The 12,961-nt window shown below is 34.6% G+C and carries 7 protein-coding genes; 3 read left to right on the plus strand and 4 right to left on the minus strand.

Translation table 11 applies throughout. The features are described 5' to 3' along the window. Positions 1–12 precede the first annotated feature (12 nt). The 4 genes from P177_RS05425 to P177_RS05440 form a co-directional block, all read right to left on the minus strand. On the minus strand, positions 13–828 hold the full coding sequence (locus P177_RS05425) for an SDR family oxidoreductase (RefSeq protein WP_036152668.1): 816 nt from the start codon (positions 826–828) through the stop codon (positions 13–15). Positions 829–832: 4 nt separating this feature from the next. Then, positions 833–2,668 (minus strand): family 78 glycoside hydrolase catalytic domain, encoded by a 1,836-nt coding sequence (locus P177_RS05430; RefSeq protein WP_051941726.1) that lies wholly within the window; start codon positions 2,666–2,668, stop codon positions 833–835. Positions 2,669–2,828: 160 nt separating this feature from the next. Then, positions 2,829–4,184 carry a Gfo/Idh/MocA family protein gene (locus tag P177_RS05435; RefSeq protein WP_036152669.1) on the minus strand — a complete coding sequence of 452 codons (1,356 nt, stop codon included), beginning with the start codon at positions 4,182–4,184 and terminating at the stop codon, positions 2,829–2,831. A gap of 5 nt (positions 4,185–4,189) precedes the next feature. Continuing rightward, positions 4,190–5,578 (minus strand): 3-keto-disaccharide hydrolase, encoded by a 1,389-nt coding sequence (locus P177_RS05440; protein ID WP_036152672.1) that lies wholly within the window; start codon positions 5,576–5,578, stop codon positions 4,190–4,192. 310 nt (positions 5,579–5,888) lie between these two features. On the opposite strand from P177_RS05440, the gene P177_RS05445 reads away from it, so the two are divergent. The 3 genes from P177_RS05445 (at position 5,889) to P177_RS05455 (ending at position 12,954) form a co-directional block, all read left to right on the plus strand. Next, positions 5,889–8,828, plus strand: coding sequence for a SusC/RagA family TonB-linked outer membrane protein (locus P177_RS05445; RefSeq protein ID WP_051941727.1), 2,940 nt, complete (start codon positions 5,889–5,891; stop codon positions 8,826–8,828). Positions 8,829–8,863: 35 nt separating this feature from the next. Next, a complete protein-coding gene (locus P177_RS05450; RefSeq protein ID WP_036152675.1) occupies positions 8,864–10,489 on the plus strand; it encodes a RagB/SusD family nutrient uptake outer membrane protein in 1,626 nt (541 codons plus the stop codon). Between the two features lie 416 nt (positions 10,490–10,905). Next, on the plus strand, positions 10,906–12,954 hold the full coding sequence (locus tag P177_RS05455; protein WP_084684635.1) for a glycosyl hydrolase 115 family protein: 2,049 nt from the start codon (positions 10,906–10,908) through the stop codon (positions 12,952–12,954). Positions 12,955–12,961: the final 7 nt, after the last annotated feature.

Below are 12,961 nucleotides of genomic sequence, written 5' to 3' on the forward strand. Positions count from 1 at the left end.
TGTTATAATTTATTAAACTCCACTAAAAGCACTAAAACCTCCATCAATAGGGACAACTACACCTGTTACAAATTTTGATGCTTCGGCACATAAATAATGAATAGTACCATTTAATTCATCTGTTTCACCAAATCTTTTCATGGGTGTATTTTGTATTATAGTATCGCCTCTATCTGTAAAATTACCAGTTTCTTCATCAATTAAAAGATTTCTATTTTGATTTCCTATAAAAAACCCTGGAGCAATTGCATTTACACGTAAACCTTCACCAAATTTAGTTGCTAGTTCTACCGATAACCATTTGGTGAAATTATCTATAGCAGCTTTAGATGCAGAGTAACCAACCACTCTAGTTATTGCACTTTGCGCAGTCATAGAGGAGATGTTTATAATAACACCTTGTTTATTGTTGGCCATTTCTTTACCAAAAACCAATGCTGGTAGAATGCTGCCAAATAGGTTTAAGTCTACCACTTTTTTAAAGTGGTCTATGTTTACATCAAAAATAGTCTGGTCTTTACCAATAGTGGCACCGGGCATATTACCGCCTGCAGCATTTATTAGGATGTCAATTTTTCCATATTGAGCCATTATTTTGTCTGAAACGTTTTTTAAACTTTGCTCATCTAAAGCATTACATACAAAACCAGATACGTTATCTCCTTTCTTTTTAAGTTTTGTTATTGCATTATTGACGATATCTTCTTTGTAATCTAAAATAACTACTGTGGCGCCATTTTGTATTAGATAGTTGGCCATTTCACCACCAAGAATTCCGCCTCCGCCTGTTATTAAAATTACTTTACTGTCAATATTGAATAGATTCATGTTATTAATATTTTAATTTAATTGTGTGATTACCACTTTTTAGATGGATGAGGTTATTTGTTGATTTTAGTTTTTTACCATTTAATTCAATTAACCTAAAATTAGGGGGAGCTATAAATTCTGCTGTCATGTTGTTGGGTATTGTAATGGTATAATTATAAGTATTATTACCTTTTTTGAAATTTGCTATGATAACTCCATTTTTGGTAGGTACTTGTATGTTAGAAAAAGTTAAATCAGCCAATTGTGGTTTTATTTCGGCAACCTTAAAACCTGCCGTTTTTGGCTTTATGCCCCACATATAACGTGTAGTAATGTTCAAAGGAGCTGTTCCCCATGCATGGTTCCAATCAGAATTCGGTTTGTACTTAACATCCCAAGCCTCTAAAGTCATGGTTGCACCTATTTGAATCATATTCCACCAACTTCTATCGTTTTCAGTTTCTGTAATTAAGTTTAATGCATATTGGGCTTCATTACTATTATATAATCCTTCCAGTAAATATTGAGAGCCATATACACTGCATGCCATACCTCTAGTTTTGATAAAATCTGTAACTGATTTTTTATGATTTTGTGGCACAATACCAAATGCTAAGGGCATCATATTGGCATGTAAAGAAGAATGAGTAGAACCTTCTCCGTCTATATAGTATCCTTTTTTTTCATCAAAGAATAAAGTGTTGATAACAGATTTTACAATACCTGCTTTCTTATTAAAAAATTTAACATCTTCTTCTTTACCTAAAAAAGCGGCTATTTCACTCATCAATTTTAGATTATAATAGTAGAAGGAGTTAATCACAGTATTTACTGGTACTATTTCATAACCATCTCTTTCACCTTCTGCAGTGGCAAGTTCCCATCCTGTATCTTTCTGTGCAGGTGGCCAGTCAATGATGTCCTTTATTTTTGTATCTGGTTTTTTAAAGCCTAGTTTTTGAATTAACTCTTTATTCAGGTTAGGTGAAGAAGAACTAATTAGTCCATCCGCACGTTCTAAATCCATTAAGGTTTTTAATTTTAGATTTTCATAATGCTCTTGTAAGGGTTTTAAATCGCCCGTATACATATAATCTGTGTAAAACATGGGTACGGTGTGCAATAACCACTCCGTTGGCCAAGTTGGGTTTTCAATAAAGTATGCATTTGTTCTTCTGGCCATATTGTATAGACTATCTACACTGTAATGGCTTAATTGATTTATGTAGGCGTCTGCTTCATATGGAATTCTCTCACGATCACCATCAACATATAAACCTGTAAAACTTGTAGCCTTAATCGTGTGTTTACAAAGTTGCCATATGGAGTCTAATATTTTGTTCGATGATGAAAATGAACTGGCATTGTCGTTGAATTTATTGTGCAATGCACTTTGATGTACTGATAATTTTTTAAATGGAATTTTTAAATTTTCTATCTCACAATATCTAAAAGGCATAACCGCACCTATACTATCAGGCAATAAAATAGCAGCTCCGGTTGAATTTCGTTTGTCAGGTGTTAGTTTTAATTTAATTATTTGGTTAGCAGGTAAATTTGCTAAGACTACTTTTTGATATCTAATTGTGGCTTCCGGATTTCTGTCTATTCTATTATCTTTATTTAGTTTTTCACCTAAATGTACAACTAGTGAATCTCCTTGCCCTATAGTACTGCTTAACTGTACGGTGCCAAAGAATGCTTTTCCAAAATCTATTAAGTAACTCTCATCATCTAATTTATCGACCTTGGTAGGTTGTATATCTGTTGTTCTCAAGTCAATATTCCCAAGGTTATTTTGAGCTTGAGATATAGATATAGATAGTAATGTAAGACATAAATAAATATGCTTTTTCATAGTGTTTTCGGTAAGTTGGATATGATAATTAGAACCAGATACTATGCTAGTTCAACATAGTATCTAGTCTAATAACTAAATGTAGAAATACGAGTACATAATTTTTCTCCAGCTAAAAAGAATAATTACATTTTAGATTATTTATTTTAAAAAGGGCAAATTAAACATCTTTAATTTCCCAGCCTGGCTCATAGGATCTAGACCATAATTTCATAGCTTCTCTATTAAATATGCGTCCTGTAGTTTCATCAATTTCAAAAGAGTCATCAATTCTAGAAGCTATATTGGCATAATGTGTTAACATTTGACTAATAGCTCCTTCATCTATAGGGGATGTTAGTTCTGCTTTACCTCTGATAGTATCAAAAAAGTTTACAGTGTGTAACGTAGACATATCACCACCGCCACCAAGAGCGGTACCGGCTTCTTCGCCAGAAGAAAGATTTTCTTTGATAAGCCCACCTTTAAGGTCAAAAAGTTTATATCCACCACGGTCAATGTATACTGTACCTTTAGAACCGTCAATTATAGTACCTCTACCATATTTATTTCCATATTTATGATAACCTGTTCTACTGTTTCCATCCCATTTTATGGTCTTGTTGCCTGCAAATTTAAAAGTAGCTTCCATGGTATCATACATTTCCCAACCATCATCTTTATAATGATATTTACCAGCGTCAACAGATACATATTCTGGATATGTAACACCTAATGCCCAACGTGCAATATCAAGTTCATGAGTAGCATTATTACCCATCTCGGCCGTACCAAAATCCCAACCGTACCAATGCCAATTATAATCCCAAGTGTTATCTGTGTAGGCTCTTCTTGGTGCAGGACCTTGAAAAAGGTCCCAATCTAAACCTTCTGGCGGATTAGCTTTAGTTTGGTGAGGAACACGACCTCTTGCACTTAAATAAAAAGCAGTTGCTTTATAGACATCACCAATAATACCGTTGTGAATTTCTTTAATAATTTCTTGTGATTCTGGTGATGAGCGCTGTTGGTTACCCATTTGCACCACTTTGTTGTACTTTTTTTGATAAGCCACTACCAATTCACCTTCTTTAGGGTTATGACTGCAAGGTTTTTCCAAAAAAACATGTTTGCCGGCCTGCATGGCCATACAGGCACCTGGTGTGTGCCAATGATCTGGTGTTGACATGAAAATGGCATCCACGTCTTTATCGTTTAAAATCTTACGAATATCATTTTCTAGTTTTGGCTTATAGTTGATTTTTGAAGCCAAGTTAGCGGCAGCTTTTTCTCGCTGACTTTTCATGACATCGCACAAATATTTTAGCTCAATATTATTCTGCTTATGTGCAATTGCGGGTATATAGGCACCATACCTCCTGCCTAAACCTTGTATTGCTACATTTATTCTGTCATTTGCACCTATTATTTTAGAATAGCTCTTTGCAGACATAGCATTTGCAGTAGTACTTGCTATTGTAGCGCCTACTGCACCAAGAGCCGTTTTTTTAATGAAATTTCTTCTGTTTGAACTCATTGTATTTATTCTTTTGTATTACTGATTTCACGAATTTTTACATTTTTGAAGGATACTAGGTCTCCATGATCCTGAAGTAGAATCTGACCTTTGCCCAATTCGCCAAAATTGGGCCACTTAGCGTATTTGCTTTCAGATACTAGTTTTCTAAAGGCATCGCTCTTTCTTTCATACTCAAGAACTTTTGTCCCGTTTAACCAATGCTCAACATGATTGTCTTTAGAAATAATGTAAGCTGTATTCCATTCTCCAATTGGTTTAATAGGTTTATTGACATCGGCTTTTATTAAATCATACAAAGAACTAACTGTTCTACTACCTTCATGGTTCCCTTTTTTGGCATCAGGATGTAGATTGTCATCCAGTATTTGATATTCCAAACCTATGGAAGATCCTTCGCCCTTGTTAATTTCGGTATCTACATAATATTTAATACCACTATTGGCTCCTGGTGTTAGTTTGAAATCTACTTTCAGTTCAAAATCTTCATAAAGATCTGTGGTTACAATATCACCACCTGCAGCAGATTCAGCTCCTCCAGAAGAAAGAACGCTTAAAACACCATCTTCAATTTTCCATCCTTGCTCAGGAAATTCTTCTAATTTGGCGCCTCGCCAACCATTGGTTGTCTTACCGTCCCATAGTAATTTCCATCCATTTTTCTTTTCATCGATGGTCAATTGATTTTTAGTGATAATAGGATCTAAAGGAGAACTTCTTGAATATTTAGAAACACTATCAGTAAGGATTCTTACGTTCTTCCAAATGATATCGGTACCTGCTTTTTGGTCATCATGAATGCTGTGAACTTGTAAGCAGATAAATCCTTCTGATGTTTTGTCATCTATTAAATAGGCAGCAGGTACATCATTTACCCATGTTTTAATAGTGTCTCCAATAGCTTCAATGCGATAGTGATTCCATTCGTTTTGTTTAAAAGCCTTTTGAGCTGCTGGATTATCGGTCATTGGGTTAAGCCAACCACGTCTAGATTCATCATAAATACCACCGCTCCATGCTCTGTCAGAGGGGTCTATCTCAATTTGGTAGCCATGAACTCTTCCGTCTCTATAAGTTGGTATGCTATTACTTCTAATTTGTATACCTGAGTTCATGGAAGAATCTACCTTATAATCTAATTCTAATATGAAGTCGGTATACATTTTATCGGTAGTTAAAAATGTATTGGGTGTATTGTGCGTAGTGGTGCCCACTATGGCCTTGTCATTTACGGCATAAGTGGCATCTCCACCTAATTTATGCCATCCGTTTAAGGTTTCTCCGTCAAAAAGATCCACCCAAGGGGCATCGTCTTTAGGTGTTTCGGCGCAACTAAATATTAAGGCGGTAGTTGCTACAAGTAATAGTTTACTTTTTAATGGGTAATTTTTCATTGTTGTTATATTGATTAAATAAGGCTTTACAAAGTAGAAGTTTTATAATTTTTTGAGATGGACATTTTAGTACAAAGCATGGATTTTGCGTTCTAATCAAAAATTTGGTCATTTCTTTGAAAAATGAAAATATGAAATTTCGACTCTACTAACTATGTGAATTTCGTAATTATTTAAGCTGTATTTTATGAAATTAGTACTGTGAAAATAAATGATTTTTTTGCCGCTGTCCATATTTTCGATGAATATGTCCATTCATTAACAAGGTCTTAACAATACATTAGTAGTCAATTAACTTAACAATAAAAAAATGAAAAAACTTAAACTATTAATGGTATTCCTTTTATTGGGCATGTCATCTGTATTATTAGCGCAGAGTAGCGTTACAGGTACGGTGGCAGATGACCAAGGTCTACCAATTCCAGGAGCATCTATTGTAGTAAAAGGAACATCAAATGGAACAGCGACAGACTTTGATGGAAATTTTAGTATTTCAGTAGAGAATGGAGATGTGCTTAGTGTCTCGTATTTAGGGTATAAGTCTGTAGATGTTGCTTATACTGGTCAGTCTAACATAACAGTTACTATGGTAGAAGACGCCTCAAAACTAGATGAGGTTGTAGTTATAGGTTACGGTGGTGTAAAATCAAAAGATTTAACCGGATCTGTAAAAGTGATTGGAGCCGAAGATTTCAACAAAGGTGTTTCAAATTCACCTGGTCAATTATTACAAGGTAAAATTGCTGGTGTAAATGTAACAACTGGTTCTGGTGAACCTGGGAGTGCTATCGATATTAATATTAGAGGTGTAAATTCTATAAGTGGTTCAAGTAATCCTTTATTCGTGGTTGATGGCGTGCCTTTAGATGGTGGTTCTTCTAGTTCAGACGGTTTAGATGGTATTGGAGGAGCTTCTAGACCTAAAAGTCCTTTAAATTTTATTAATCCCCAAGATATAGAAAGTATAACTATTTTAAAAGATGCCTCTGCCACTGCAATTTATGGAACAAGAGCATCAAATGGGGTTGTTCTTATTACAACTAAAAAAGGTAAGGTAGGTAAAACTAAAGTTACATTTAGTACTTCAACCGGTTTTTCAACTGTAGAAAGAGATATTGATTTATTAAGTGCAAGTGAATATAGAGAGCAAACAGCACGTTTAGCACCAATTGTTGGTAGAGAAGCTAGTAGTTATATCGATCCGGCTAATGCAGATACAGATTGGCAAGATGAAATTTATCGAACTGCACAAATCAGTAATTATAATTTAGGGTTTTCTGGTGGGGCAGGTACCACAACCTATAATGTTTCTTTAGGTTATTTAGATCAAGAGGGTGTTGTTGAAACTACAGGGCATGAAAGTTTTACGGGTAGAATTAATATAGGTACTTCTTTGTTAGAAGATAGGTTAAAGTTAAGAGCTAATGTTACCGTGGCCGATCTTACAGACGAGAGCCAGGCTTTAGGTAGTGTAATTATTGGTGCACTTAGAGCTAACCCTACATCTGCTGTTTATGAAGGAGATGGTCAAGTGACGACCAGAGCTGGTGCTACAGATAACCCCGTCTCATTTTTTGATTTGTATCGTGATAGAGCGGAAAGTAAAAAAGTTCTAGCTAACTTTTCTACTACTTATACTATAGTTGATGGTTTGGATTATAAATTGAATTTAGGTTATGAAAATTCAGATACAGATCGTATTTTCAGATTATTCAACAATGCAGACGAAGGGGGAGATATTACCCAAGACCAAGTGGTTTTAGATGCAAGAGAAGATACTAATTTATTAATTGAAAATTTTCTTACCTACAAAAAGAGTTATGATAAATGGGATTTTGATGTTCTTGCAGGACATTCATATCAAACGTTTACAAATACAGGTTTAAGAATTGAACGTTTTGATTTTAGTACTACAGAAATTGATCCAATTTACAACTTAGGTATTGCCTCTCAAGATAATACTACGGTGTCTTCAGATAATTCTGAACGTAAATTACAATCGTTCTTTGGTAGGGCAAATGCGAATATTCTAGATAAATACTTGATCACTGCATCATTTAGAGCGGATGCTTCTTCTGTTTTCGGTGATAATAATAAGTACGGTTATTTCCCTGCTGTTGGATTAGGATGGAAAATTAATGAAGAAGCCTTCCTTCAAGACTCTGATGTGATTTCCAATTTGAAATTAAGATTAGGTTGGGGACAAACGGGTAACCAAGCCGTTCCTGTAGGTGCAGCACAATCCTCTGTGGGGACTAGTTTTGATGATAGTTTTACATTTGATGGGACAACGGTTGTAAATGGAGTAAATACTACACGTACGGCTAATCCAGATTTAAAATGGGAAGTAACGGAACAGTATAATGTAGGTATTGATTGGGGTATATTAAATGGTAAAGTTAGCGGTACGTTCGATTATTTTAATAAAACTACTACTGATTTGTTCCTAGAAGTTTCTGCTCCAGTACCAGCTTTGACTAATTCTATTTTTATTAATTCTGATGCGGAAATTACAAATAAAGGTTTCGAATTTGCTTTAAATGTGAATGCAGTTAGAACTGATAATTTTTCTCTTGATTTTTCTGGTAATATATCTTTCTTGGATAATAATATTGAAGGACTTGAAACTGACATATTTGTAGGGGAAATTACAGGTCCGGGGACATCGGGTGAAACCAGTAGCATTTTTACTAACGGAGAATCTGCTGGGGCATTCTATCTACGTAGATTTGACGGATTTGATGCTGAAGGTTTAGAAATTTTATCAGATGAACCAGAAGTAGTAGGCGATGCATTACCTGGTACAATATATGGTTTAAATATTAATGCAGCTTATAAGAATTTTGATTTAGCATTAGGTTTTAATGGCGTTGGTGATTTAGATATTTTTAATAACACAGCAAGAGCTTATTCTAGTGCAGCTTCTTTAAGTCAAAACGGGAATAATATTTTTAGAGAATATCTTGATGTAAATGAAGGTCCACTTATAGCACCTGTTACATCTTCAAGATATATAGAAGACGGTTCTTTTTTTAGATTGAACAACGCAACTTTAGGATGGAACATAGAAAATAAAACTTTTTTAGACACCTTAAGAGTATATATTACAGGACAAAATCTTTTTGTGATTACCGATTATACTGGTTATGATCCGGAAATTAATACAGGTGGTGAAAATGTTTATGGAGTAGATTTTGGTGGTTACCCACGACCAACAACTTTTTTGTTAGGTTTAGATCTTTCATTTTAATTAAAAATTATACAGTAATATAACATATTAAGGTTATGAAAAAACAGGCTATTATTTTAAGTTTAATGATGATGACTCTCTTTGGGTTTCAATCATGCGATATTGAAGAAGAAATTATTGATGAAGCTCTTGGAGAAGAGCTTTTAACTAACGCTGATACAGCTACTTTGCTGGCGCCAGCGTACAATAATATGCGAAGAGTTTATGGTCACCGCTGGTTTTTTGCGTTGCAAACGTTTTCTGCAGATGAAGGTATGTTACCAACCAGAGGAAGTGATTGGTTTGATGGAGGTGTTTTTCAAGAGTTGCACACGCATAGCTGGACACCAACTCACCGTTATACGACAGAAACATTTGAACATATTACAGCAGGATTAGCAACTTCATCTCAGGCAATTAGTTTTTTAGATGAAGGAACGCAAGAATATGCAGAAGCAGTAGCTTTATTATCACATTTTATGTGGGTGGCTTTAGATGCTTATGGTCAAGTACCTTACCGTGGTATTTCTGATATCAATTTTAATGCTGATCCACAAGTACTTACGGGAAGTGAAGCTATATCGACCATTATTACAAATTTAGAAACGGTTATGCCAGCTCTTCCTACAGGTAAAAATACGGTACGTTATACTCAAGATGCCGCTAAATCCTTAATGGCAAGGATATATTTGAACAAAGCAGTTTATGAGGATCGATATGCTGCTAACTTTTCTTTTTCAAATGAAGATATGCAGAGCGTAATTGATTTAACTACAGAAGTGATTGAAAGTGGTGCGCATTCGTTAGAAAGCAATGATTACTTCAGTATGTTCGACCCTGATAATGAGAACCATTCAGAAATTATTTGGGCAGTAAAGAATGAAAAAACTTCTGTTGTTATAGGGGGTAGAAGTGTGTCAAGAAATACTACAAATGGTCTTTCAAGAGGACTATTATATAAAGTAGATGGTGGTTGGGAAGAAGGCTCAGATGCCGGGTGTGCATTACCAGAGTTTTTAGATACGTTCGATCCGGTTAATGACTCTAGATATTTCAAAGAAAATTACCCTAATGAAGAAGGTACTATAGCTCTAGATGATTATGAAATTAATAGAGGGTTTTTAGAAGGACAACTTTATGGTATTAAAACTGAAGATGGTTCACCTGTAATTAATGATGATCAAACTATTGATATTGTACCTGTACAATTATTTACAAGAGATTTTACTTTTGCCGATCATACCCGTGAAGTTTCTTTAATTGCTGAAAACCAATCTGTAGGTGTACGTGTTTCTAAATGGAGTATTGAAGATTTAGGAGCTAACCGAGATGATACAGGTGTCGATATTACAGTATTTAGATTGGCCGATTTATTTTTAATGAGAGCAGAAGCTAAATTAAGATTAGGTTCTGGAGATGCACTTTCGGATATCAATGCTGTTAGAGTTGCTCGTGGCGGTGCTGATTTTGCTCTAAGTAGTGCAACGTTGAATGATGTGTATTTAGAAAGAGGCTTTGATTTTTATTGGGAATATCATAGAAGAACCGATCAAATTCGATTTGAAACATGGGAAGATGCTTGGTTAGATAAAACAGACTCAGATCCAAATAAAAGACTATTTCCAATACCTCCTGGGCCATTAGCTCAGACCCCTGGTTTGGTTCAAAACCCTGGATACTAATTCAATATATCATTAAATATATTCAGTTAAGTAGTTAGTTTAAATTGAGTGAATATAGGCAGGTATTAAACCCTGCCTATATTTTAATAATCACTTTCAAAATCTTTATATAATTAAATGTTATTCATATTCTCATGAGGTTGTTCGTTTTATTATTCTTTTTCAACGATTATAGAGATGCATGATTTTTGAACATTTATTATTCGTTTGATTTTGCTTGCCTTATTTAAAAGAGGTGTTCATTATTAATGATATAATGGTTAATTCACATCGAATGAAAAAATGCAATTTATTTTAATTCCTGCAGTATGAAATTACCGTATTGCAGATTTTCATTTCATAAAATCTACATTTTTAATATTTGTAGAACTAAAAAATAGTGGCCAAAACTTCTAGTAATAGAAAGACCTGAACAAATGATTAAAAAAATTATAATAATACCATTTCTCTTATTGCTTATGTTCTGCATGTCTTGTAATAATGATGCAGAACAGCAATCGTCTATTTATTTAATTCAAGGTAAAAATGCTACAGATGTAGAGATTTCTACAATTAGGGACTTAAAAACAGACCTTAAAAAGGTATTGGAAGAAGAAATCCAGATAGTAAAAGAGGGAACTATAATACCTGAAAATACAGTTGTTTTTGTGTTAGGAACACTAGACTCAAATACGATACTTACAGAATTGATAACCAAGAATAGTTTGGAATTGTCTAACATAAATCCCGGTCCACGTGGTGGTATTTGGTCTAAGAAAACATATGCCAATAATACAGAGGTTATTGTATTGGCTGGTTCAGATGTTCAAGGGCTACAATATGCGGTTTATGATTACAGCAAAGAAGTTTTAGGAGTTGACCCATTGGAGTATTGGACGGGGAAACTACCGAGCAAAAAGACTTTGGTCGATGTTTTCAATTTCACCCCAAAAACCATTGCACCACCAAAGGTGCCGATCTTGGCTTATTTTGAAAATGATGTCGATGAACTAGCCAATTATAGAGGTAAGCTTTTAGAGTACGATTGGGAAAGTTATACTGAGATGATCAATTCTTTGGTACGCCTACGTTATAACGCCATCCAATTTTTTGATATGCTAGGTAGACCAGAATTTTATGTAAGACCTGAGTATAAAAAATTGAACCCTAATTACCAGATCGATATTGAATATTTGGACAAAATGATCGACTACGCCAAATCAAAAGGAATGAAAATTCAAGTAGATTTTGAGTTAGGTTATCAAATACATCCTATGGATGAGAACAAGGCAGATTGTTGGTCTAAATATAAAGAAGATTGGCTCACTGCCTGGAAATATTATTTAGAAGAAACGCCATTACGTAAGACCGATATTTTTGTTCTGAGACCTAGAAATCAAGTTTGGGATTGGGAATATAAAAGCTCTTGTGGAGAAAGTAAAATTGAAGTTTTCAATGAAGTTTATAAAGAGTTTGGTCTCTTGGTCGATAAATATAACGAAGATGCTATAAAAGTAGCCATTTGTTATAGTGACGGTATGGAGATGTTTAATGAGGGCTTTAACCCGCCAAAAGATTGGACAGTAGTATGGTCTGATCATGGTTTTGGCACTTTTGATCATGAATTAAAAGATACCAAAGGCTATGAATTTGGTACTTACATGCATGCAGGTTATTGGTTGAATCATACCGTACATAATCCATATCCTGAAAAGGTAGAGTCGGTTATGAAAGATATGTTTCAGCAATACGGTGCTGATAAATATTGTCTGGTAAATGGGCAAAATTTTAGACCATTTCTATTGAATCTAGAGGCATATAGCCAAGTGTGTTATAGCCCCAAAGACTTTAATGCTGATAATTTTTATACCACATGGACACAGCGGTATTTTTCTACGGAAGCCTCTAAACACGCAGTGTCATCAATGAAATTACTGCATGAGGCGCAAGAAGGTAGAAAAGGCTATGTAGAACACTTATGGGAAATTAGGGAGGCTGTATCTTATCTTTCTAATGCACCGATAGTGAGGCCAGGTAAATCTCCAATTCCATATGATTATAATCGTGTAATTGGCGATATAGAGAATACCAAAAAAGTAAAAGAAGTTTTAAAGAAATCACTTTCAGAGGCACAATTAGGGTATGATAAAATGAATGGAGACGCTAACTTCTATCAATCATATATTCTATTACCTGCACAGTTATACTCAGATTTAATAGCTTTTGAAACTGAACTTCATAAAATGTCTCTATTGAAGAAACAATACGAGACTACTAAAGATAAAAAGTATCTGAATGAGGCAATTGCTTTGTTGCCAACAGCAAAAAGCAAACTTAAAATCGTTTTTGACCGTAGAAGCTCTGGCGATATCGATACCAAATGGAAAAATTGGTACGCTATAGCTAATAGAAGACAAAATAACGGTTTTCCTACTTATGATATGTTAGCGGCAATAGAGGCTAATCTTACTAAAATGACCCTGTAAATTGAAA

It is taken from the genome of Maribacter forsetii DSM 18668 (genome assembly GCF_000744105.1).
GTDB classification, from domain to species: Bacteria; Bacteroidota; Bacteroidia; order Flavobacteriales; family Flavobacteriaceae; genus Maribacter; species Maribacter forsetii.